At 71.6% G+C, this 21,551-nt stretch carries 23 protein-coding genes; 7 read left to right on the top strand and 16 right to left on the bottom strand.

What is annotated here, in order from left to right; genetic code table 11:
* Positions 1-13 precede the first annotated feature (13 nt).
* Entirely contained in the window at positions 14-640 is a 627-nt protein-coding gene (locus AWQ71_RS15445; protein ID WP_067133383.1) for a TetR/AcrR family transcriptional regulator, read from the top strand.
* Positions 640-1,797, top strand: a complete 1,158-nt coding sequence (locus AWQ71_RS15450; protein ID WP_067133386.1) for an acetyl-CoA C-acetyltransferase — start codon at positions 640-642, stop codon at positions 1,795-1,797. Before AWQ71_RS15445 ends, AWQ71_RS15450 begins: the two co-directional genes overlap by 1 nt.
* Positions 1,798-1,821: 24 nt before the next feature.
* Here the strand turns inward: AWQ71_RS15450 and AWQ71_RS15455 are convergent, their stop codons facing one another.
* Complete coding sequence (locus tag AWQ71_RS15455) at positions 1,822-3,333, bottom strand: hypothetical protein (protein WP_067133389.1); 1,512 nt, start codon at positions 3,331-3,333, stop codon at positions 1,822-1,824.
* A 476-nt stretch (positions 3,334-3,809) separates the two neighbouring features.
* Here AWQ71_RS15455 and AWQ71_RS42650 point away from each other — a divergent pair, with 476 nt between their 5' ends.
* Entirely contained in the window at positions 3,810-4,163 is a 354-nt protein-coding gene (locus tag AWQ71_RS42650; protein ID WP_245658313.1) for a PadR family transcriptional regulator, read from the top strand.
* 163 nt (positions 4,164-4,326) lie between these two features.
* On the opposite strand, the gene AWQ71_RS44880 is transcribed toward AWQ71_RS42650, so the two are convergent.
* Genes AWQ71_RS44880 through AWQ71_RS15500 form a run of 9 tightly spaced genes read right to left on the bottom strand, consistent with a single transcriptional unit; the run spans position 4,327 to position 11,501 of the window.
* Positions 4,327-4,434, bottom strand: coding sequence for a DUF6893 family small protein (locus AWQ71_RS44880; protein ID WP_387414193.1), 108 nt, complete (start codon positions 4,432-4,434; stop codon positions 4,327-4,329).
* Positions 4,431-5,318, bottom strand: coding sequence for a hydrogenase maturation protease (locus AWQ71_RS15465; RefSeq protein WP_245658301.1), 888 nt, complete (start codon positions 5,316-5,318; stop codon positions 4,431-4,433). The genes AWQ71_RS44880 and AWQ71_RS15465 overlap by 4 nt, the downstream gene beginning before the upstream one ends.
* Entirely contained in the window at positions 5,315-6,367 is a 1,053-nt protein-coding gene (locus AWQ71_RS15470; RefSeq protein ID WP_067133398.1) for a hypothetical protein, read from the bottom strand. The genes AWQ71_RS15465 and AWQ71_RS15470 overlap by 4 nt, the downstream gene beginning before the upstream one ends.
* A gap of 7 nt (positions 6,368-6,374) precedes the next feature.
* A complete protein-coding gene (locus AWQ71_RS15475) occupies positions 6,375-7,022 on the bottom strand; it encodes a DUF6084 family protein (RefSeq protein ID WP_067133400.1) in 648 nt (215 codons plus the stop codon).
* Between the two features lie 18 nt (positions 7,023-7,040).
* Positions 7,041-7,307, bottom strand: coding sequence for a hypothetical protein (locus tag AWQ71_RS15480; RefSeq protein WP_067133403.1), 267 nt, complete (start codon positions 7,305-7,307; stop codon positions 7,041-7,043).
* The gene (locus tag AWQ71_RS15485; protein ID WP_174550710.1) at positions 7,304-8,020 is read right to left on the bottom strand and encodes a DUF5947 family protein; all 717 of its coding nucleotides are present in this window, start codon (positions 8,018-8,020) and stop codon (positions 7,304-7,306) included. Before AWQ71_RS15485 ends, AWQ71_RS15480 begins: the two co-directional genes overlap by 4 nt.
* Before the next feature lie 10 nt (positions 8,021-8,030).
* On the bottom strand, positions 8,031-8,630 hold the full coding sequence (locus AWQ71_RS15490) for a NifU-related iron-sulfur-binding protein (RefSeq protein ID WP_067133829.1): 600 nt from the start codon (positions 8,628-8,630) through the stop codon (positions 8,031-8,033).
* A gap of 10 nt (positions 8,631-8,640) precedes the next feature.
* On the bottom strand, positions 8,641-10,437 hold the full coding sequence (locus AWQ71_RS15495) for a nickel-dependent hydrogenase large subunit (protein WP_245658302.1): 1,797 nt from the start codon (positions 10,435-10,437) through the stop codon (positions 8,641-8,643).
* 17 nt (positions 10,438-10,454) lie between these two features.
* Positions 10,455-11,501 (bottom strand): NADH-quinone oxidoreductase subunit B family protein, encoded by a 1,047-nt coding sequence (locus AWQ71_RS15500; protein WP_067133406.1) that lies wholly within the window; start codon positions 11,499-11,501, stop codon positions 10,455-10,457.
* Positions 11,502-11,876: 375 nt separating this feature from the next.
* Here AWQ71_RS15500 and iolC point away from each other — a divergent pair, with 375 nt between their 5' ends.
* The 4 genes from iolC to AWQ71_RS15520 all read left to right on the top strand — a co-directional run bounded on the left by iolC (position 11,877) and on the right by AWQ71_RS15520 (position 16,509).
* Positions 11,877-12,839 carry a 5-dehydro-2-deoxygluconokinase gene (gene iolC, locus AWQ71_RS15505; RefSeq protein ID WP_067133409.1) on the top strand — a complete coding sequence of 321 codons (963 nt, stop codon included), beginning with the start codon at positions 11,877-11,879 and terminating at the stop codon, positions 12,837-12,839.
* Positions 12,840-12,935: 96 nt separating this feature from the next.
* Entirely contained in the window at positions 12,936-14,810 is a 1,875-nt protein-coding gene (iolD, locus tag AWQ71_RS15510) for a 3D-(3,5/4)-trihydroxycyclohexane-1,2-dione acylhydrolase (decyclizing) (RefSeq protein ID WP_067133412.1), read from the top strand.
* Positions 14,811-15,047: 237 nt separating this feature from the next.
* Positions 15,048-15,824, top strand: a complete 777-nt coding sequence (locus AWQ71_RS15515) for a nuclease-related domain-containing protein (protein ID WP_067133415.1) — start codon at positions 15,048-15,050, stop codon at positions 15,822-15,824.
* A 322-nt stretch (positions 15,825-16,146) separates the two neighbouring features.
* Positions 16,147-16,509, top strand: coding sequence for an alpha/beta fold hydrolase (locus AWQ71_RS15520; protein ID WP_067133417.1), 363 nt, complete (start codon positions 16,147-16,149; stop codon positions 16,507-16,509).
* Positions 16,510-16,559: 50 nt separating this feature from the next.
* Here AWQ71_RS15520 and AWQ71_RS15525 read toward each other — a convergent pair whose 3' ends face one another.
* From AWQ71_RS15525 to AWQ71_RS44885, 6 genes are all read right to left on the bottom strand, one after another.
* Positions 16,560-16,820, bottom strand: a complete 261-nt coding sequence (locus tag AWQ71_RS15525) for a hypothetical protein (RefSeq protein ID WP_067133419.1) — start codon at positions 16,818-16,820, stop codon at positions 16,560-16,562.
* A gap of 85 nt (positions 16,821-16,905) precedes the next feature.
* Complete coding sequence (locus AWQ71_RS15530) at positions 16,906-17,916, bottom strand: urease accessory protein UreD (RefSeq protein WP_245658303.1); 1,011 nt, start codon at positions 17,914-17,916, stop codon at positions 16,906-16,908.
* Entirely contained in the window at positions 17,898-18,554 is a 657-nt protein-coding gene (gene ureG / locus AWQ71_RS15535) for an urease accessory protein UreG (RefSeq protein ID WP_245658304.1), read from the bottom strand. Before ureG ends, AWQ71_RS15530 begins: the two co-directional genes overlap by 19 nt.
* On the bottom strand, positions 18,551-19,243 hold the full coding sequence (locus AWQ71_RS15540; protein WP_067133422.1) for an urease accessory protein UreF: 693 nt from the start codon (positions 19,241-19,243) through the stop codon (positions 18,551-18,553). Before AWQ71_RS15540 ends, ureG begins: the two co-directional genes overlap by 4 nt.
* On the bottom strand, positions 19,240-20,964 hold the full coding sequence (gene ureC, locus AWQ71_RS15545) for an urease subunit alpha (RefSeq protein ID WP_067133425.1): 1,725 nt from the start codon (positions 20,962-20,964) through the stop codon (positions 19,240-19,242). Before ureC ends, AWQ71_RS15540 begins: the two co-directional genes overlap by 4 nt.
* Positions 20,964-21,542, bottom strand: coding sequence for an urease subunit beta (locus tag AWQ71_RS44885; protein WP_084258917.1), 579 nt, complete (start codon positions 21,540-21,542; stop codon positions 20,964-20,966). The genes ureC and AWQ71_RS44885 overlap by 1 nt, the downstream gene beginning before the upstream one ends.
* Positions 21,543-21,551 lie beyond the last annotated feature (9 nt).

The following is a 21,551-nucleotide window of genomic DNA, read 5'->3' on the forward strand; positions in this document are numbered from 1 at the left end:
GGCCCACCGATCCATGAGCCCACGTCGCCGAGACTCCGACAGCACCGCGGCCGCGCGGGCCGAGCGGCGGGCCGAGCTGCTCGCCGCGGCGGCCGAGGTCTTCGCCTCCCGGGGATACGCCGTCACCACCGTGCGCGAGGTGGCCGACGCGGCCGGGATCCTCGGGGGAAGCCTCTACTACCACTTCGACTCCAAGGAGTCGATCGCCGACGAGATCCTGTCGGCGTTCCTCACCGACATGTGGGCGGCGTACGAGCAGGTGCTGGGCGCGGGGCTCGGCGCCGGCGCGACCTTCCGTGCGCTGGTCGGCGCGTCGTTCCAGACGATCCACCGGCACCGCCCCGCCGTCGTGATCTACCAGAACGAGTCCAAGCACCTGGCGGCGAACCCGCGCTTCTCGTACCTGCTGGACAACCAGCGGCGGTTCCGCGAGGTGTGGCTGTCGGTCCTCGACCGGGGCGTCCTGGACGGCGAGCTGCGCGCCGACCTCGACACCGGCCTCATCTACCGGTTCATCCGCGACACCGTCTGGGTGGCCGCGACCTGGTACCGCTGCGACGGCCCGCTGCCCGCCGAGGAGATCGCCAGGCAGTACGTCGCGATGGTCCTCGAAGGGATCCTTCAACCTAAGGAGTTGTGATGGCGGAGGCGTACATCGTCGAAGCGGTGCGCACCCCGGTCGGCAAGCGGGGCGGCGGCCTGTCCGGCGTGCACCCGGCCGACCTCGGCGCGCACGTGCTCACGGCGCTCATGGCCCGCTCGGGCGTGGACCCGTCGGCCGTGGAGGACGTGGTGTTCGGCTGCCTCGACGCCGTCGGCCCGCAGGCCGGCGACATCGCGCGCACCTGCTGGCTGGCCGCCGGGCTGCCGGAGGAGGTGCCCGGCGTCACCGTGGACCGCCAGTGCGGCTCGTCCCAGCAGGCGCTGCACTTCGCCGCCCAGGCCGTCATGTCCGGCACCTCCGACCTCGTGGTCGCGGGCGGCGTGCAGAACATGTCGCAGATCCCCATCGCGTTCGCCTCGCGCGGCGCGGCCGACTCGCTCGGCTTCACCGAAGGTCCGTACGTCGGCTCACTCGGCTGGCAGGCCCGGTACGGCAAGCAGGACGTCTCCCAGTTCCGCGGCGCCGAGATGATCGCCCGCGACTGGGACATCTCCCGCGAGGACATGGAGGCGTTCGCCTACCGGTCGCACCGGCGCGCGATCGCGGCCATCGACGAGGGCCGCTTCACCCGTGAGATCGAGCCGATCGAGGGCGTCAAGGACGACGAGGGCCCGCGGCGCGACACCAGCCTGGAGAAGATGGCCGGGCTGAAGACCCTGGAGGAGGGCGGGCGGCTCACCGCCGCGGTCGCCTCGCAGATCTCCGACGGCGCCGCCGCGCTGCTCATCGCCTCCGAGGAGGCGGTCCGGACGCACGGCCTGCGGCCACGCGCCCGCGTCCACCACCTCTCCGCGCGCGGAGAGGACCCCATCCGGATGCTGTCCGCGCCGATCCCCGCCACCGCGTACGCGCTGAAGAAGGCCGGGATGCGCATCGAGGACATGGACCTGGTCGAGATCAACGAGGCGTTCGCCTCGGTCGTGCTGGCCTGGCTCAAGGAGACGGACGCCGACCCCGGGCGGGTCAACGTCAACGGCGGCGCCATCGCCCTCGGCCACCCCCTCGGCGCCACCGGCGCCCGCCTCATGATCACCCTGCTGCACGAGCTGGAGCGCACCGGCGGCCGTTACGGCATGCAGACCATGTGCGAGGGCGGCGGCCAGGCCAACGTCACGATCATCGAGCGCCTCTGATCCGGCCCGGCCGCCGCGCCGCGCTCACCGGTGTCGCGGCGACTTGGGCGCGAGGGCGCTCGGCGGCCGGTAGAGGTACCACTGCTCGGTCGCCGTCGTGATCAGCGGGACCCGCCGCCAGGACGCCAGGAACCCGGCCGGGGTGTCTTTCTTGTTGCTGAGCACGCCGACCCAGTCCCCGCGGACGAGCGCGTGGTCGATCGGCGAGGGAAGGTTGTACCCGCCGTAGTTCGTGGTGATTCCGACCATGCCGCAGCCGGAGAGGTAGCCGACCTGGATCGCGGCGTGGCCGTACAGGAAGCACGGACGCGAGATGCCGAGGCCCTTCAGCGCCTCGGCGGCCAGGCTGTCGGGCTGCCGGGCGGCGCCCTCGATGTCGACGCGCTGGAGCAGCGTGCTGCCCTGGAGCACGAAGAACGCCAGCATCGCGGCGGCGACCAGCACCCGGCCGACCCGGACCCGGGCCACCGAGGCGAGGCCGCACGCCACGGGCAGGGCGAGCAGCGCGTACGCCGGCAGGAGGAAGCGCGGCGCGGCGTACCCGATGGTGACGATGTACGACAGCGCGAGAGCGGTCCCGGAGGCGGTCGCGATGAGCAGCGGCCGCCGCCGCGCCGGCTTGCGCACCGCCCACAGGCCGACCGCCGCCAGCACCGGGATGGCGGCGAACCACGCGACGTGGCCGAGCGGGATGTCGCCGCACGGGTGGCCGAAGCGGCACAGGACGGGGCCGTCCAGCGCCCGCAGGTGCTCGCCCAGGCTGAAGTGCAGCCCGGCCTCGTTCTTCGCGCCCGCCGCGGACAGCCGCGTGAGCGGGCCGCCGTAGCTCAGCGCCGCCTCGACCAGCCACTCGCCCCAGCCGACCACGAGCCCCACGACGATGGCCCCGACCTGGCGGAACCGCCGGGTCACCAGCCCGTACACCACGAGGGGGAGCGCCAGCCAGGACGCGTCCGTCGGGCGGACCAGCGAGGCGATCGCGAAGGCGATCGCCAGCCCCGCCAGCGCCCCCTTGCGCTTGGTCTGGCAGAACAGGGCGACGCCGCCGACCGCGCAGAACGCGACCCAGATGTTCGGCATCGCCTCGCTGCCGTAGAAGAGCGTCGTCCACAGCCCGGCGAAAAGCGCGGCCGCGGCGGGGACGGCGGCCCCCGGGCGCAGCCGCACCCAGGGCGCGTACGCGAGGAACAGGCCGAGCCCGGACAGCAGGCTGAGGTAGACGCGGATGGCGATGACCGACGAGGTGAACACGGTCACCGGCGCCACCAGGAGGGGCACGCCCCGGGCCCGCGGCGCGCTGAACCAGGCCGGAGGGATCCCCGGCGTGACCTGGCTGACGTAGATGCTTTCGTCCCAGCCCAGCCCGACCCGGATCGTCACCATGAGCTGGACCGCCGAGTAGCAGACGGCCACCGCGGCGAGCGCCAGGTACCAGCGGCGCGAGGCCGCCCAGGCCCGGATCCCCTTGCGGGGGGACAGATCCGGCGCCGGTGAGGAGCCGCCACCCCGTGTGGCGGTCTCCGTAAGCTGATTCATCGTATTTCTCCCCGTCACAGCCGGCTCAGGTTTCTCCCCTGGCTCGGCGAGTCATCTGCGCCAGATTAGTTAGCGATTCTTCAGTGACCGTTGAGCGTCAGGTAAAGGCCGGTTTAACTCCGCCGCCGGGGGTTACGAACCGGATTTTCCCGGCCGTCGTCCGGGATTCGTTCGCGCACGTCGTCCGGATTCTCGGAGGCGTCGGCGCCGCGCTCCGGGCGGTGGGGCTCTTTATCGGCGTGATCGCGACAGCTCCTGGGGAAAAGATGAAAATCCGGATAATTCCCCTGGCGTGGGCTTTTGGGGCAGGACGGGTATTCACCGGCATGACTCGGGGATTTCGACCGTCGAATTCGCGGGACGTCCCCGCTCGCGTTCCCAGAGCGGCGAGCCGCCAGGTCCGCCGTGGGTGGGCCGGCCGCGCACCGGCGCCCCGGGAACGCCGGGCGGCCGAGGAACGGTGGTGCCGAGTGAGCATGTGGGAGCCGAAGAACCTGCTCAGCCCGTGCCTGCTCCTGCTGCTCGGCGAGCGCCCCGACCACGGGTACGAGCTGGTCCGGAGGCTGCGGCCCCTCGGCATCGTCGACGGCGACACCAGCACCGTCTACCGCACCCTGCGCTCCCTGGAACGCCACGGATGCCTGTGCTCCGACTGGGCCCCCTCCGGCACGGGCCCGGCCCGTCGCGTCTACCGGATCACCGCCAAGGGGCGGACCGAACTGCTGAGCTGGCTGGGCACGCTGGAGGAGACGCGCAGGCGGCTCGACTACTACATGCGCCGGCTCGCGCCGCTGATCGAGAACCGCCACCCCCACCCCGACGGCGCTTGATCGCCACGCCCCGCCGGGAACCGACAGGGCGAGCCGGTAGAGCAGGACGCGTGGCGACCGCGTTCATGGGTGATCATGGAATCACAAGCCGGGGAACCCGGTAACCACGCTCACACAACGCTCGCGCGGGCTGGGGCGCCCTGAGGTGGCGGCCCGGGCACCGCTACATCCGCTTCAGTCTGAGGTAGCGGCGGATGTCCGGCCACTGCACCACGATGAGCGCAACCATGAGGCCGGCCAGGACCACGGCGGCCACCTTCAGCTTCTTCATCGGCGCGCACTCCCTTTCTCCTCCGGGATCTCTCCCGGACGTCCGTCAGGATCGGCTCCGCCCGCCGCGTCGGCGACCAGGTCGGCCGCCACCGACACGACCATGCGGGCCGCGTCGTCCACCGCCGTCCGCACCGGGGCGCTGAGCTCGACCAGGACGTCCTCGTCGGGCGTCCCCCTCAGCACCGCCGACGGCTCGCAGCACAGGACGAGGACGCGCGGGGGGATCCGGCCGAGTTCGCGGGCGAGGCGCAGCACCTGCACCGGGTCCATGCCGTGCGTCTCCACCGGCGTTCCGCCCTCGTCCGAGAGGCGGGGCTCCAGGAGGGTGAGCGTCCCCGGGCGCTCGCCGCGCGGCGCGGCGTCCACGAACAGCACGGCCGCGTAGTCCCGCTGCAACGCGTACGCGAGGTCCATGCCGCGGATCCCGAAGTCCACGATGTCCACCCCGGCGGGCAGCTCGGGCGGCCGGGACTGCGTCAGGCGCCGCACGACCTCGACGCCGAAGCCGTCGTCGCCGAGGAAGATGTTGCCGATCCCGGCGACGAGGACGCGGACCGGCCGGTCGCCGGCGGCGGCCTCCTCCTCGACCACCGGTTCCACCTCCTCGGCGGTGTAGAAGAAGCGGTGGCCGGGAAGCCGCGCCTCGCCGAGGTCGCGGCCCGGGTCGTCCTCCAGGGTGACCGCGAGGTGCGGCCGGCCCTCGTCGTCCTGCTCGACCGCCTCCACGACCGCGATCCGCCCGGCGAGCGCGAGATCGAAGATGTCCGCCCGGGAGGACCTCGGCCGCAGCCGCACCCGGCTGCCCGGGCCGACGGACACGCCGTCCACCTCCACCGTGCCGGGCCCCCGCCGCTCCATGCGCGCCCAGAAGTCCATGGTCATGTCCCCGGTCCCTCCTCGGCCATCGGCCGTACGGGCCGGACCGGGCGGATGTCGCGCAGGGTGCCGTGCAGCCGCATGAGCTGCTCCGGCGTCAGTGCGGCGCACCGGTCGAGGATCTCCCGGGCGCGGGGGTCGCCGTCGCGGATCTCGCGCCGCTCCTCGTCGGTCAGCGACAGCACGCTCAGGGTCAGCAGCTGGTCGATCTCGGTGGCGTCGAAGAGGTCGCCCGGGCTCTCCGGCGCGATCTCGGGGTTGTCGTACAGGATGATCGGCGCGGAGAGCATCGTGTCGCGCGTGCCGGAGGGGCCGACCAGGACCGGCCAGACGCCGACGTTGCGGCATCCCTCGGCGAGCGGCCGCAGCTCGTTCGGCGGGTCCGTGAGCGAGACGAAGCCCGCCCCGCCGTGCGCTCGCAGGACCGTGTGGCAGGACAGGAGCGTCCGCTTCAGCGCCTCCTCGCGGGAGTCGCCCTCCCATCCGCTCGTGTTGACCACCAGGACGGTGAGCCGGAAGACCCCGGGGGCCGGTTGCTCCGCGCGGATCTCCACCTCGCCGCGCACCTTGCGCCAGGCGCGCACGATCGCGCCGACCCGCCGCCCGGACGGCTCGGACAGCCACTCGACCTCGCGCCCGGCGGGGAAGTCGACCGGCTCGCGGTGGGGGCGCTCCATGAGCGCGCCGAAGGTCAGGCCGAGCACGTGGACCTCGCGTTCGGTCGCCTCCTCGTGGGCGACATGCCGCTGGTCGCCCGCGGTCAGCTCCGGGACCGTCTCCAGGCGCAGGTTGTGGCCGTCGTCCCGGGGCCGGGCGGGGTCGCACGTGAGGGCGTGCAGGAAGCGCACCTCCACGTCCACCGCGTCCTCGGGCGCCGCCTCCACCAGGCACTGCGTCTGCGCGTACCACGCGTCGCCGCCCTCGGAGCAGAACGCCCTGGGGTGGATGCCCCCGATGGTCCAGCGGTGCCGGTTCTTCAGCGCCGACCGGCGGTAGGGCCACAGCAGGTAGCCCTCGTACAGCACGGCCTGGGCGATCCTCCGCACGTCGTCCACGGCCCCCTCACCGCCCTTCCAGCAGGGCGGAGATCACGTCGTCCCAGCCGGTGAGCGTGTTGCGGACCCGGTAGGCGTAGAGCCGGTCGAAGACCGAGCGGTCCAGGCGCAGCCAGGCGCTGCCGGGGAAGTAGTGGTCCATGAGGTCCTTCCAGACGCGTACCGGCATGGTGAAATCGGCCTCGGTGTCCCACGGGACGCGGGCCGCCCGCAGGAGCCCGTCCTCCAGGTAGAAGATCGTCCCGCTGAAGAGGAACTCCAGCGGGACCTCCCCGCCCGGCAGGGCGTGCAGGTATTTGGTCGCGACCACGTCGAAGTCGTACGTGCAGGTCACCGGGATCTCGGCGGCGCAGCGGCCGTCGTGGAAGGCGGGGGCCCGCACCGTGGCGTGCGTCCACAGGAGGCCGCGCAGCGTGCGGCCCCAATCTCGCGACGGACCGAACAGCTCGGCGAGGCGTTCCCGCGCCTCGTCGTCGTAGGAGCGGCGCGCCGCCGCGATGCGGATCTGCGCGTGCAGATCGAGTGAACGGATCTCGGCGGGGCCCGTGCTGTCGAGTCGCGCGTGGAACCGCAGCGTGGGGACGGCCGCGAACTCGGCCACCTCCACGCCCTCGACCGTCACCCGCAGCGCGGGCGGGCAGGCCGTCGTCGTCATCGGATGCTCGCCTCCTCCTCAGGCCGGGGAGAGGTTCGGCATACGCGGGTCGATGGGGTCGTGCGCGCTCGGGTTGATCCCGGTGGATCGCGCCGCGGTCGAGCGGCCGTCGGGGAGGTGGCCCCGCTGGCGCTCGTAGTGCCCCGTCGCGTTGCCCTCGTTGACCCCCTGGAGATGCGAGGTGAAGTCCGGGCTGACCATGGCGCGCCCCGTCCTGATCGCCGCGGGCGCCCTGCCCTTCCCGGCTTTGGGCTTGACCTTGGTCGCGGTGTTCGACTTCGTCATGGCCGGGCTCCTTCCGGTCGGTTCCCGTCACGTGCGCCGCGGGCGTCCATGGTCGCTGCCCCGCGGCGCAGCTCGGCGAAGAAGGCGGCGATCTCGCGCCAGACGTCCGGCCCACCGGCCAGGCCCTTCCAGTGCGTCCGGATCAGGCCCACCAGCGCGTAGCAGTCGTCGATCGGCACGATCCAGTGGTCGCGCGCGTCGCCCGTACGGTCGACCAGCAGCGCCTCCACGTCGGGGGTCAGCCCGCCGAGCACGGGATTGGCCGCCTCCAGCCGGGCCCAGGTCGCGCGGGCCAGCGGCGACTCGACCGCGCCTCCCGGGCTGGGGTAGAGGAGCACCGCCCGCCGCGCGGCCGAGTCGTGAGAGAAGAACGCCATCCGGACGGGGATGCGCAGGGCGTCCCAGGCCGTGTCGTCCAGCGCGAAGCCGCGCAGGTGCCAGCGGCGGTCGGGGACGGCCCGGTACTGCCGGCCGCCCGCCCCGGGCCGGTCGAAGAGCGTCGCGCAGGGGCGGCACGCGCAGCGCAGCTCGCGGCTGGACAGGTCCACCAGGTGCCGGTGCCCGTCCGTGACCGGTGTCCCGCAAAGGTCGCACCGCTCGACGGCCGCCGTGGCGTCCGCGCCCCTGGCGTCCTGCGGCGTGTCCTGCGGAGTGGTGTTCTGGCGCCGGGTGAGATACCGGCGCAGGGCGTTCGTCGTGATCCGTCGTTCCATCGCGGCCGCCTCACGACGTCCCGGCGCCGGAACGGCCGCGCAGCAGGCTGTCCACGGGGATCACGGCCGCCGGAGGGGCCGCCTCCTCGATCTCGACCCGCACGATCTCGGGCGCGGCGTCGCGGATCGCCTCCTCCAGCGCGGCGCGGAGCGCGGGCACCGTGGAGCGGCAGCCGCCGCGGCGGCGCAGCCGGACCCGGGCCACCGGACCGTCGGGGGCCGCGCCCGTTTCGTCGTCCGCCGGGCCGCCGTCCGCCTCGACCGCGACCAGCTCGGCGCTCGCCCCGCCCAGGCGAGGGGCGGCCCGCTCCACCGCCTTCCGTACGCGGGTCTCGGTGTCCGACGGGTGCAGGCCGTGCAGCAGGAGCAGGTGCCCGACCAGCTCGTCCGCCGCCAGGGCGCTCCCCAGCGAAGCGCCGCCCGCGGTCACGGCCGCCGCCATGATCCGCGCCAGGCCCTCGCCGTACAGCTCCAGCAGCGGCTGGAGGAGCTCCGTTACGGTGGCGCGGGCCTGCGGGTCGGTCATCGACTCGACCCGCTGGAGCAGCTCCTCCACGCGGTGCGCGCGGTCGGCGGCCTCCTCGTCCGTCAGCGGGATGTGCGCTGCCATCAGTCCCACCTCAGCCCGACACACTCGTGCCAAGAGTGGGGGAGTGGACCTGCCTGAGCACCCTGCCCTCGCCGAGGTACATGTGCACGCCGCACGGCAGGCAGGGGTCGAAGCTGCGCACCGTGCGCATGATGTCGATGCCCTTGAAGTTCTCCGGGCCGTTCTCCTCGAAGATGTGCATCCCCTGCACCGCGTCCTCGTACGGACCGGGCGTCCCGTAGATGTCCCGCGGGCTGGCGTTCCACGGCGTCGGCGGGTACGGGTGGTAGTTGGCGATCTTGCCGTCGCGGATCACCATGTGGTGCGAAAGGACACCCCGGACGGCCTCGTGGAAGCCGCAGCCGAGCCCCTCCTCCGGGACGTCGAAGTCGGTGAAGACCTTGGTGCGCCCCGCCCTGACCTCGCCGAGGGCCTGCTCCACGAAGTGGACCGCCATCGCCGCCGCGTACGCGATGAAGTAGACGCGGGCGCGGTCCCGTTCGATGGTGTTGGACCACTTCGGGATCTTCCACTCGAACTGCATCTCGGGGAGCTGTCCGCTCTTGGGCAGGTTGATGATGACGCTGTGGCCGGTCGCCTTGACCGTTCCGGTGTCCACCAGGCCGGCGAGCGCCGTGGTCCAGAGGCGGGCGATGGGGCCGCCACCTGTGTCCAGCGCGAGGTGGTCGCCGGTGCGCGAGTCGTACCAGCGGGGGCTCATGACCCAGGAGTAGTTGCCGTTCTCCAGGTCGCGCTTCTGCGGCCGGGGCAGGGTCGTCTGGTTCCACGGGTGCCGCTGGTCCACCGGGTTGCCGAGCGGGTCGCGGGTGACGAACGTCTCCTCGTTCTCCCAGTCGTCGTAGTAGGAGCTGCCCAGCAGGATGCGGATGCCGAGGTTGATGTCGACCAGGTTGGTCGTCAGGAGCTGCCCGTCCAGAACGATGCCCGGGGTCACGAACATCGCGCGGCCCCAGTCGTTCATCGTGCGGTAGTCGTAGTCGACCACGCCGGGGTTCTGGAACGCGCCCCAGCAGCCGAGCATGATCCGCCGCCGCCCCACCTCCTCGTAGCCGGGCAGCGCCTCGTAGAAGAAGTCGAAGACGTCGTCGTTCATCGGGACGGCCTTCTTGATGAAGTCCAGCGCCCGCAGCAGCCGCACCAGGTAGTCGGTGAAGACCTGCGGCGTCGCGACCGTCCCCACGCCTCCGGGATAGATGGTGGACGGGTGGACGTGCCGCCCCTCCATCAGGCAGAACATCTCCCGGGTGAGCCGGCTCATCTGCAGCGCCTCGCGGTAGACCGCCCCGGTGAACGGGTTGAAGGCGCGCATGATGTCGGCGATCGTGCGATAGCCGTGGATGTGGCCGTGCGGCGCCTCGGCCGTCTCCGCCCGGCGCAGCAGGCCCGGGTTCGTCTCCTTGACCATCTGCTCGCAGAAGTCGACGAACACCAGGTTGTCCTGGAAGATCGTGTGGTCGAACATGTACTCGGCGGCTTCACCCAGATTGATGATCATCTCGCCGAGGGGTGGCGTCTTGATGCCGTACGCCATGTTCTGGGCGTAGACCGAGCAGGTGGCGTGGTTGTCGCCGCAGATGCCGCAGATCCGGCTGGTGATGAAGTGTGAGTCCCGCGGATCCTTGCCGCGCATGAACACGCTGTAGCCCCGGAACAGGGACGACGTGCTCTTGCACTCCACGACTTCCTTGTTGCTGAAGTCGATCTTGGTGTAGATGCCGAGGTTCCCGATGATCCTGGTGATCGGGTCCCAGGACATCTCCACCAGCGTCCGCTGCTCCTCGGCCGCCTTCTGCGATCGGATTGCCACCGTGTCGTTCCCCTCTTCTACCGTTGCGGCCAGCGCGGTGCGTATCCGCTGGTGAGCTTGGGCCGGTTGTGCCGCCAGCGGGGCTCCTCGTTGACGGCCGTGTTCGTGATCCCGCGCAGTCTGCGGATCATCCCCCCGTACACGCTGGACATCGCCGAGGAGACCTTGCCGCCGGGCGGCTCGTCCATGAACGGCATGAACTTGTCGGGGAACCCGGGCATGGTGCAGCCGATGCAGATGCCGCCCACGTTGGGGCAGCCGCCGATGCCGTCCATCCAGCCGCGCTTGGTGACGTTGCAGTTGACCACCGGGCCCCAGCACCCGATGCGCACCTGGCACTTGGGCGAGTTGTAGTCCTTGGCGAAGTCGCCCTGCTCGTAGTAGCCGGCCCGGTCGCAGCCCTCGTGGACCGTCTTGCCGAACAGCCACGTCGGCCGGAGCCGCTCGTCGAGCGGGATCATCGGCGCCAGGCCGGCGGCCTGGTAGAGCAGCCAGGTCAGGGTCTCCATGAAGTTGTCCGGCTGCACCGGGCAGCCGGGAACGTTCACGATGGGCAGCCCGCCCGCCGAGCGGAAGTCGGCCCCGAGGTAGTCGGTGAGCCCCATACAGCCGGTCGGGTTGCCCGCCATCGCGTGGATGCCGCCGTACGTGGCGCAGGTGCCCGCCGCGACGACCGCCCACGCCTTCGGCGCGAGCCGGTCGATCCACTCGTTGACCGTGATGGGGTCGCCGGTGACCGGGTCGTTGCCCATGGACGTCCAGTAACCCTCGCCATTGATCTTCTCGTTGGGGATCGAGCCCTCGACGACGAAGATGAACGCGCCGAGCTCGTCCCGCGCGGCGCGGTGGAAGGCCGCCATGAACTCGTCGCCCACCTGCGGGGCCAGCACCTTGTTGTGCAGGTGTACCTTCGGCAGGCCGGGGACGAGGCCGAGGACGACGTCCTCGATGCTGGGCAGCGACGCGGCGGTCACCGACACCGTGTCTCCGTCGCAGCTCATCCCCTCTGAGGTCCACAGGATGTGCACCTCGTCCAGCGCCGCGGTAACCGCTGGTGCGCTCATGGCCTACCCCCCTCTTGGCCACAGCGGGGCGTCACGCGCTGCGCATCAACGCGGTGTGCGCCGACGCCGTGTGCCTCAACGTCTATCAACCTCCGGCTGTCTTGGTAAGTGCGTCGCGCACCTAGTGCACCCCAGCTGACCTGCGGTTATTTGGCCGGTGGCGGCGGCCCCCGTTACCCGCGGAGGGGTTTGCCGGGAGGGGTGCGCCGGCGGCGCGACAGGGTTGATAGTTCGTCAGGATGTCCGGACAAACGTTTGACGCGGCATCGTTGGTCATTTACAACTGGAGGTCCGTGGGCAAGGAGTCGACATGTGTGTGGGTTCGCCGGGCCTGGGCCGCGCCGGAGCGTTCGTCACGTCCCCGAGGAGCGCGGAGTGACGGACGTGCTCACCATCGGCCGGGTCGGTGTGGACGTCTACCCGCTGCAGATCGGGGTGTCGCTGCGGGAGGTGGAGACCTTCGGCAAGTACCTCGGCGGCAGCCCGGTCAACGTGGCGGTGGCCGCCGCCCGGCTGGGCCGGTCGAGCGCCGTGATCACCCGCACTGGGGCCGACCCGTTCGGCCTGTTCGTCCACGACGCGCTGCGTGAGTACGGCGTGGACGACCGGTACGTCCTCCCGGTGCCCGGCCTGCCCACGCCCGTGACGTTCTGCGAGATCCGGCCGCCGGAGGACTTCCCGCTCTACTTCTACCGCTTCCCCAAGGCGCCGGACCTGGAGATCCTCCCGTCCGAACTCGACCTGAACGCCATCGCGCGGGTGCCCCTGTTCTGGGGGACCGTGACCGGCCTGTCCCAGGAGCCGTCCCGGAGCGCGCACTTCGCGGCCTGGCGCGCCCGGGGGCGGCGCCCGCACACGGTGCTCGACCTCGACTACCGGCCGATGTTCTGGCCGAGCGGGGAGGCCGCCGCCGAGCAGGTGCGCCGCGCCCTCCCGCACGTCACCGTCGCGGTCGGCAACGTCGACGAGGTCGAGGTGGCCACCGGTACGCGGGAGCCGTACGAGGCGGCGCGGGCGCTGCTGGACGCCGGGGCCGAACTGGCGATCGTCAAGCGCGGCTCGGCCGGCGTACTGGGCATGAGCAGGGGAGAGGCCGTGGAGGTGCCGCCGGTCCCGGTGGACGTCGTCAACGGGCTCGGCGCCGGCGACGCCTTCGGCGGGGCGCTCTGCCACGGCCTGCTCGCCGGCTGGCCGCTGGAGCGGATCCTGCGGTTCGCGAACGCGGCGGGCGCGATCGTCGCGGGACGGCTGGCCTGCGCGCCCGCGATGCCCACGGCCGGCGAGGTCGAGGCCGTCCTGTCAGGCGACTCTTCGAGGAGGGACGCGTCAGATGCGTGAGGAGGACCACCGCCGGCGGCCCGACGAGCGCGCGTGGCGGCCGGACCTGGTGGCCGACGCGGTCGGCCTGCTGGAAATATCGGGAGGAACGTCATCGTGAGACTCACCACGGCCCAGGCGCTGGTCCGCTTCCTGTCCCGGCAGTGGAGCGAGCGGGACGGCGTGGAGCGGCGGCTCATCGAGGGCTGCCTCGGCATCTTCGGCCACGGCAACGTCGCGGGAGTCGGCCAGGCGCTGGCCGAGCAGGGCGCCGGCGCCCGGTCGGCCCTGCCGTACTGTCCGGCGCGCAACGAGCAGGCGATGGTCCACACCGCCGTCGGCTACGCGCGGGCGGCGAACCGGCTGTCCACCTTCGCCTGCACCAGCTCGATCGGCCCCGGCGCGACCAACATGGTCACCGGCGCGGCGCTGGCCACGATCAACCGGATCCCGGTGCTGCTGCTGCCCGGCGACGTCTTCGCCACCCGGGTCTCCGCGCCGGTGCTCCAGCAACTGGAGGACCCACGCTTCTCCGACGTGACCGTCAACGACACGCTGCGTCCGGTCTCCCGCTTCTTCGACCGGATCAACCGTCCCGAGCAGCTGCCGTCGGCGCTGCTCGCCGCGATGCGGGTGCTCACCGACCCGGCCGAGACCGGCGCGGTCACGCTCGCCCTGCCCCAGGACGTGCAGGCCGAGGCGTACGACTGGCCGGAGGAGCTGTTCCGCGACCGCGTGTGGCACGTCGCGCGGCCGGTGCCCGAGCCCGCCGCGCTGGCGCGCGCCGTACGCGCGATCGAGTCCGCGCGGCGGCCGCTGATCGTCGCGGGCGGCGGGGTGAAGTACAGCGAGGCGTGCGAGGAGCTGCGGCGATTCGCCGAGAAGCACGGCATCCCGGTCGCCGAGACGCAGGCCGGCAAGGGCGCGTTGCCGTACGACCACCCGCTCGCGGCGGGCGCCGTCGGCCACACCGGCACCGCGGCGGCGAACGCGCTGGCCCGCGAGGCCGACCTGGTGATCGGCATCGGGACGCGGTACACCGACTTCACCACCGCCTCGCGCACGCTCTTCGGCGGCGCGCGGTTCCTCAACATCAACGTCGCCGCGTTCGACGCGGCCAAGAACGCGGGCGAGACGCTCGTCGCCGACGTGAAGGAGGCGCTGTTCGCCCTCGACGCGGCGGTCGGCAGGACGGTCGGCGCACCGGCCTGGCGGGCCGACCCCGAGTGGTCCGCGCGCGCGGCCCGCCTCGCCGGAGAATGGCGGGAGGAGATCGGCCGCGCCACCTCGGGCGGCGAGCTGACCCAGCCGGTGCTCCTCGGCGTCGTCAACGACGCGCTCAACGACCTGCCGGACGGCGGCGTGGTCGTGAACGCCGCCGGGTCGATGCCCGGCGACCTGCATCGGCTGTGGCGGCCGGGCGACCCCGACCAGTACCACGTCGAGTACGGCTACTCCTGCATGGGCTACGAGATCGCGGGCGGGCTGGGCGTGAAGCTGGCCAGGCCCGAGCGTGAGGTGGTCGTGCTGGTCGGCGACGGGTCCTACCTGATGATGGCCCAGGAGATCGCCACCGCCGTGCAGGAGGGCGTCAAGCTCGTCGTCGTCCTGGTCGACAACCACGGGTTCGCCTCCATCGGCGGCCTGTCGGAGTCGGTGGGCGCGCGGCGGCTCGGCACCGCGTACCGGCTGCGCGGTAGCTCCGGCGAGCTGGACGGCGGCCCGCTCCCCGTCGATCTGGCCGCCAACGCGGCCAGCCTCGGCGCCGACGTGCTGACCGCCAGGGACACCGGCGGCCTGCGCGCCGCGCTCGCCAAGGCGCTCGCGGCCAGGACCACCACGGTCGTGTACGTCGAGCCGGTCCCGGGGGAGGGGCCGCCGGCCCAGGCCTGGTGGGACGTCCCGGTCGCGGAGGTGTCGCGCGCCCCCGAGACGCGGGCGGCGCGGGAGCGGTACGAGGAGCGCAAGCGCGACCAGCGGCCCTACCTCTGACGGGGCGGACGCCGGACGATCCGCGTGGGACCCCGGCGATGTCGTGACGCTGTCGCGGGGCCCGATGCCGTCGTGCCTGAGGGTGCTGGTGAGGTCGCTTTGAGTAGTGTGCCCGATGTTGGCATGGTGTGTGTATCTTTGCCGGGTTAATTCACTTACCTCCGTCGAGGCTGGGCGATCTATCGGGTACTGCGTGATCAAGCGCATTTCTCCCACTTCCTCGCTCGGGGGTGCCCTGTGCCCGGCCAATCCATCTATGTCGAGCAAGATGAGAAGTTCCAGGGGAGTTCCCCACAGTGGTGGTACGAGCAGTTCTGGCATGAGGCCCGGCCCTCCCGGATCAAACGACGACGCTGGATCGCGGGCATCGGCGCCGTGGCCGGGCTCCTGTTGTCGGTCCGGTTCGGGCTCATGCCGGTGTTGACGGTCCCCCTCGGCGCCGCGGTCGCGGCCGGAGGCGACCTGCTCTTTGTCTGGTGGGACCACGAGTCCACCGCCGTGTGGCGGGGCAAACGGCGCGGCGAGATCCGCACCGGCAAGCTGCTCCGCCGCGCCCTGCGGCGACGCGGATACAACGTGCTGGACGGCCGTGCCGTACCGGGGGAGCCCTCGATCGACCACCTCGTGATCGGCCCCGGCGGGGTGTGGATCGTGGACAACGAGGCATGGGGCCCCGACATCTACATCGCCCGCTACGGCGACCGGCTGTTCTTCGACGAGAAGTACGGCAGCGCCTTCGCCAAGGGGCTGACCGACGCGGCGGCCGCCATGGCCGAGCGCCTGAGCCGCGAGTCCGGCATCGAGGTGACCGTCCAGCCGATCCTCGCGGTGCACGGCGGCAAGCTGTTCACACCCCATGGGCCGCGCGGGTTGGTGGTCGCCGAGGGGCTCGCCCTCGCCTATCCCCGGGTGGTGTCGCGGATCATCCTCGGCACGGGTGAGGCGAGCTACGACGAGAAAGACGTCGAACTGCTCACCCGCACCGCCGCCCGGATCCTGCGCCGCGTGTTCTGAGGCCTTCCGGCGCATTCTGGCGCCGCCCGTGAACGGCCCGGCCCGCGGAGGGAAACCCGTTGGCCGGGCTGGGGCGCGTGCCTAGTGCCCCTCCCGCCAATTTTTGCCCCGTCGCGTCGCCCAGGGCGGCACCTCGCTGCGTTGACGCCCCACCCACGAAAAGTCCTCGCAGGCTCGGACTTTCCGCGGGGCCCGGGATTGTCGGCCGTAGGCTCCGCTACGGCCTCCTCCTCCGCCTTGCGATGCACCACCCTGGATCACCGCTCCGTCCGGGCGAACCTTGCCGGTCACGGCACTGGAATGGCCGGTCATGATTCACGGAGTGAGCGCCCCGGATCTGCTCGGCGAGACGGAACTGCCTGACGGCCGCACGCTGGGATGGGCGCGGTGGGGGCCGCCGGAGGGCACCCCGGTGTTGTTCTTCTCCGGCGCGGCGATGGGGCGCGGCCTCGGGTTCGGCGCCGACGCGCTCGGCCGGCTCGGCGCGCGGCTGATCGCCGTTCCCGTGGACCTCTGGTACGGCGGGCACGACGCGAGCAGCGTCCACTCCCCGGACCACGGGGCCGAGCTGGCGCGCCGGATCCCCGCCTCGCGCAGGCACCTACTGCCCGAGGCGGGCGGCTCGCTGCTGTGGACCCACGCCGAGGAGATCCTCACGTCCCTGCTGGACGCGGTGCGTCGCTGACGGCGGAGCAACGGGTCACGGTGTATCCGGCGCCCCCCGGCGCCGGTGCGTCATGGGGCGGACGCGTCCGGCTCCCCGCCCGGCCCCGCGTCGGGGACGGTGGCGAGGCGGTCGAAGATCTCGATGGCGGCCTGCCGTACCTCGTCGGGCGTGATGCCGTCGAGCGCGACGCGTGCCTGGTCGATGTCGCGGGCGGTGGCGCAGCTGATCGCGACGGACGCGGCCGCGGCCTGGCGCAGCGACCCGGCCGGCGCGCTGTCCGCCATTTCCCTGGCGCTCATGGCGACGTCGAGATTGTCTTTGAGGTTCACGGCTCTCCTCACGGTCGTAGGCGGTTTAGGCCATTGTCGGGCACGCATGTGGCCGCCGGACGTCCAGGCGGCGGAAGTGCGACGCTCATCGCTTGCGCGACTCGGGCGCGGGCACGCCGATGACGAGCCGGCGAGCGGCGTCCCAGGCGGCGCGCAGCGCGCGGCCGACCTCGGGTGACTCCTGCCCTAGGAGACGGATCCACGCGCCGCGCTCCCCGGGCAGCACGCTGGCGCCGCCGCGCAGGCCGGCGCCGCCCGGCGTGATCAGCGGGGCGAGTGCGTGGTGCAGGGTGTCGGCCACCTCGGACGCAGGGACCGCGCCGGTCACGACGAACAGGGAGGCCATCACCCCGAAGTCGCCGAACACGGCGGGTCCGGTCACCCCGGCGTCGCCGGGCACCAGCCGTAGGGTGTCGGCGAAGATCGGCTCCCCCTCTGGACCGGCCACCTCCAGGTCGGCGCAGAAGGCCGCGTACGCGTGCCGCTCGCCATGCGCCAGACGGCCGGTGAGCAGCGTCTCGCCGATCACTACCGTGGCGGACGGATTCGCCGCGACCTCGATCCGCTGGTAGTAGCGGGAGTCCGCGTAAGGGATGGTCGCATCGGGGAGGTACTCCAGGTAGCTGTCTGCACCGGCGGTGAGGCGGAGGAGGTGTGTGGCATAGTCCTGCTCCATCCGGTAGATCTTGGTGGCCGCCTGGGTGGTCAGGTGGACGGCCGTCCCCGGCCCGCACACGACGTCCGTCCGGTAGCGGTCGGCCTGCAGGACACCTCCGCCGGACGACAGCAGCATGACGTAGGCCATGTCCGGCCGCAGCGGGTCGTAATAGTGCGGCCGCATGATCTGCAGCGGCGGCTTCTGGAAGTGCCCGGACAGCTCGGTACGCCGTACGGACCGGGTGAACGCCAGGTCCAGGACGCCCACCTTGCCGGGGCTTCCCACTGGAAGGGTGTCGGGGACTCGCGCGTACCGCGTCACGGCCTCCGGGACGCGGGGGAGCGTGTACCACTCGGGGGTCAGCCGATCGACGGGACGGGCAGGCGCGGGCTCCATCGGGATCGGGCGCTCCGGGTCCGCTACCGTGCCGATGGACATGTCACCGCCATGCGCTCCTCGACGAAGTCGGCGACCTCGGGAACACCGGTCCCGGTCAGGCAGTCGGTGAGGATGACCGGCCGCTCGCCGCGAACGTCGTGCGCCGCCCCCTCCATGACCGCCAGGTCCGCCCGTACATACCTCGCGATGTCGATCTTGTTGATGATGAGCAGGTCTGAGTCGGTGATGCCGGGGCCGCGCTTGCGCGGCATCTTGTCGCCCTCGGCCGTGTCCAGCACGAACACGAAGACATCGGTGAGCGCCGGGCTGAACGTCAGTGTGAGGTTGTCGCCGCCGCTCTCGTACAGGAGCACGTTGATGTCAGGGAAGCGGTCGAGCAGTTCGGCGCCCGCGGCGAGGTTCATCGTCGGGTCGTCGCGTACGGCCGTGTGTGGGCAGGCGCCGGTCTCCACGCCGACGACCCGCTCGGGTGCGAGGACCCCGGCGAGCACCCGGCGGACGTGCTGGGCGTCCTCCTGGGTGTAGATGTCGTTGGTGATGACTCCGGGCCGGTGGCCCCGCTCGATGAGGATCGGCACCAGCGCCTCGATCAGGGCGGTCTTGCCGGAGCCGACCGGCCCGCCGATGCCTACCTTGAACACGTTCTGCATGGATTCCTCCTTCTTCGTGTCGGTCATGTGGTGAAGAGGCGGGCCGGGGCCCGCTCGTGCGCGGCGGACGCGGCGTCGGCGGCCGGGCTGGAACTGTGGATGTCGTACGGGTAGCGCGCCGCGAGGGCCACCCGAGCCGCGTGCCCGATCTCGTCCCGCACGTCGTACAGGATCGACTGGGCCTGGCGGAAGTCGATCCTGGCGAGCCGTACGGCGGCGCTCGCCACGCCGGACGCGAAGGAGAAGAGGTCGCCGATGACGGCGTTCTCGGTGCTCACTCCGGAGGCGGCGTGCAGCGCGCCCACCACGACCGCGTGGTTGCCCGGCGTGGCCTTGGCGCGGATCAGATCTGACAGCTGTTCAGGCGCCTGCCCGCCGAAGACCACGCGAGCCGTTTCGAGCACCTGGCGCCCGGTCCTGACGGCGGCCGCGCGGATCTCACTGTTGAGTTTGACCGCGTGCAGTCGTCGGTCGGCCGCGATCAACGCGTCCCAGTCGCCGGAGGTGACGGCTCGGTGCGCGAGGACCAGCGCCCTGCCGTCGCCGGGCCCGGCCGAATGGCGTAGCAGGTCCACCAGGAAGGCGGTGACGTCCACCGGTCCTTCCTGGACGAGCTCCTCCAGGCCGTACGACAGCGTGTACCGGCCGCTCGGAAACGCCGAGTCGGTCAGCTGGAGCTGGGCCAGCAGCGGTCCCGGATTCGTACGCACACTCACGCCAGAAAGAACAGCTGGGTGAGCGGTAGCGTGCGGGCCGGTTCGATCGTGGCGTGCTCGCCGTCCACCGTGACCTTGTACGTCTCCGGGTCCACCCGGATCTCCGGCAGAGCGTTGTTGCGGATCATGTGCTGCTTGGTGATCGTACGGGTGTTCCGGACGGGGCGGATCATGCGCTCCAGGCCCAGCTTCTCCGGGACGCCCGCCGCGATGGCCGCCTGCGACATGAAGGTGACGTTCGTCGCGGGCAGGGCCCGGCCGAAGGCCGCGAACGTGGGCCGGAAGTAGACCGGCTGCGGAGTGGGAAGCGAGGCGTTCGGGTCGCCCATCTGGGACCAGACGATCATCCCGCCCTTGATCACGATGTACGGCTTGGCGGCGAAGGACGTCATCGGCCAGATCACGATGTCGGCGAGCTTGCCCTCCTCCAGGGAACCGATCGTCTCCGCCACGCCCGTGGTGCGGGCCGGGTTGATGGTGAGCTTCGCGATGTAGCGCAACACCCTGAAGTTGTCATTGCGCTCGGAGTCCTCCGGCAGCTTGCCGCGCCGTTCCTTGCAGAGGTGGGCGACCTGGAACGCCCGGGTGAAGGTTTCGCCGATCCGGCCCATCGCCTGGGAGTCGGACGAGACCATGCTGATCACGCCCAGGTCGTGCAGCACGGTCTCGGCGGCGATCGTCTCGGCGCGTACGCGACTATCGGCGAAGGCCACGTCCTCCGGCACGTCGTGGCTGAGGTGGTGGCAGACCATCACCATGTCGAGCAGTTCGTCGACGGAGTTCACCGTGTAGGGCAGCGTCGGGTTGGTCGACGAGGGCAGCACGTTCGGCTCGCCCGTGACGCGGAGCAGGTCGGGTGCGTGCCCGCCGCCCGCCCCCTCGCTGTGGAACGTGTGGATGGCGCGGCCGTTGAAGGCGCTGATCGTGTCCTCGACGTAGCCGCTCTCGTTGAGGCTGTCGGTGTGGATCGCGACCTGGATGTCGTACTCGTCGGCGACACGCAGGGAGGTGTCGATGACGGCCGGTGTCGTGCCCCAGTCCTCGTGGACCTTCAGCGCACACGCCCCGGCGAGGATCTGCTCGGTGAGCGGCCCGGGGAGACTGCTGTTCCCCTTGCCCATCAAGCCGATGTTGATCGGCAGTGCCTCGAACGACTTGAGCATGGCGCCGATGGCCCACGGTCCCGGCGTGCAGGTGGTCCCCCGGCTCCCGTCGGAGGGACCGACGCCGCCGCCGATCAGCGTGGTGAATCCGTTGCTGAGCGCGGCCTGGACCTGTTGCGGGGAGAGCAGGTGGACGTGGGAGTCCATCGCTCCCGGCGTGGCGATCATGTGCTCGCCGGAGAGCACCTCGGTACCCGGGCCGATGACGAGCCGCGGGTCGACGCCGTTCTGGGTATGTGGGTTTCCCGACTTGCCGATCCCGGCGATCAGGCCGTTCTTGATGCCGATGTCCCCCTTGACCACGCCGAGGATCGGGTCGATGACCACCACGTTGGTGATCACCATGTCGAGGGCGACGGCGGAGTTGGTCGCGGCCGGGGCCGAAGCCATGCCGTCCCTGACGGTCTTGCCGCCGCCGTACACGGCCTCGTCGCCGTAGAAGCCGACGTTGTGGTCCTTCTCCACCTCCACGACGAGGTTGGTGTCCGCGAGCCGGAACCGGTCGCCGACCGTGGGCCCGAACATGTCGGCGTACTGCCGGCGGCTCATGGTGGTCATCAGGACTCTCCCTTCTTGGCGGTCCGGGGCTTGGTCGCCCTCTTCGGTTTCCCCGGCGCCTCGGCGGCTTTCGCGGCCTTCGCGGGTTTCGCGGGTTTCGCGGGTTTGGCGGCCTTGGCCGGAATTCCCGGTCTCTCGGCCGGCGCCACCGCGACCGGTGTCATGCCCTCGCCGGTATCGATGAAGCCGAAGGCCCGCAGCTTCATCAGGGCGAGGGCGTGGGTCCGCTCCGAATGGATCCCGCCGTTGACCAGGCCGCTGAAGCCCATCAGGCGCATGCCGCCGCCGTACTCGACGAGCGGAACCTCGTGCGTGTCGCCCGGTTCGAGGCGGACCGCGGTGCCTGCCGGGAGGTCCAGGTGCATGCCGAAGGCTGCATCCCGGTCGAAGGCGAGCGCCCGGTTGGCCTCGAAGAAGTGATAGTGCGAGCAGACCTGGATCGCCCGATCCCCGGTGTTCCGCACGGTCAGGGTCGTCTTCCGGCGGCCCACGTTGATCTCGATGGGCTCGTCGGCGTACAGGTATCTCTCGCCGTGCGGCAGACGCTCGTGCGTGTCGGCTCGTTTCGTGGGTGCCATGGCTCGCCT

This window comes from Microtetraspora malaysiensis, assembly GCF_001528665.1.
Classification (GTDB): domain Bacteria; phylum Actinomycetota; class Actinomycetes; order Streptosporangiales; family Streptosporangiaceae; genus Microtetraspora_A; species Microtetraspora_A malaysiensis.

Coding starts and splice junctions, on each gene's coding strand:
- AWQ71_RS15445 (WP_067133383.1), top strand. CDS start 14: ATGAGCCCACGTCGCCGAGACTCCGACAGCACCGCGGCCGCGCGGGCC.
- AWQ71_RS15500 (WP_067133406.1), bottom strand. CDS start 11,501: ATGAGCGCACCAGCGGTTACCGCGGCGCTGGACGAGGTGCACATCCTG.
- AWQ71_RS15490 (WP_067133829.1), bottom strand. CDS start 8,630: ATGGCAGCGCACATCCCGCTGACGGACGAGGAGGCCGCCGACCGCGCG.
- ureC (WP_067133425.1), bottom strand. CDS start 20,964: ATGACCACCATGAGCCGCCGGCAGTACGCCGACATGTTCGGGCCCACG.
- AWQ71_RS15475 (WP_067133400.1), bottom strand. CDS start 7,022: ATGACGACGACGGCCTGCCCGCCCGCGCTGCGGGTGACGGTCGAGGGC.
- AWQ71_RS15450 (WP_067133386.1), top strand. CDS start 640: ATGGCGGAGGCGTACATCGTCGAAGCGGTGCGCACCCCGGTCGGCAAG.
- AWQ71_RS15480 (WP_067133403.1), bottom strand. CDS start 7,307: ATGACGAAGTCGAACACCGCGACCAAGGTCAAGCCCAAAGCCGGGAAG.
- AWQ71_RS15485 (WP_174550710.1), bottom strand. CDS start 8,020: ATGGAACGACGGATCACGACGAACGCCCTGCGCCGGTATCTCACCCGG.
- AWQ71_RS42650 (WP_245658313.1), top strand. CDS start 3,810: ATGTGGGAGCCGAAGAACCTGCTCAGCCCGTGCCTGCTCCTGCTGCTC.
- AWQ71_RS15530 (WP_245658303.1), bottom strand. CDS start 17,916: ATGTCCATCGGCACGGTAGCGGACCCGGAGCGCCCGATCCCGATGGAG.
- AWQ71_RS15455 (WP_067133389.1), bottom strand. CDS start 3,333: ATGAATCAGCTTACGGAGACCGCCACACGGGGTGGCGGCTCCTCACCG.
- AWQ71_RS44885 (WP_084258917.1), bottom strand. CDS start 21,542: ATGGCACCCACGAAACGAGCCGACACGCACGAGCGTCTGCCGCACGGC.
- AWQ71_RS44880 (WP_387414193.1), bottom strand. CDS start 4,434: ATGAAGAAGCTGAAGGTGGCCGCCGTGGTCCTGGCCGGCCTCATGGTT.
- ureG (WP_245658304.1), bottom strand. CDS start 18,554: ATGACCGACACGAAGAAGGAGGAATCCATGCAGAACGTGTTCAAGGTA.
- AWQ71_RS15465 (WP_245658301.1), bottom strand. CDS start 5,318: ATGACCATGGACTTCTGGGCGCGCATGGAGCGGCGGGGGCCCGGCACG.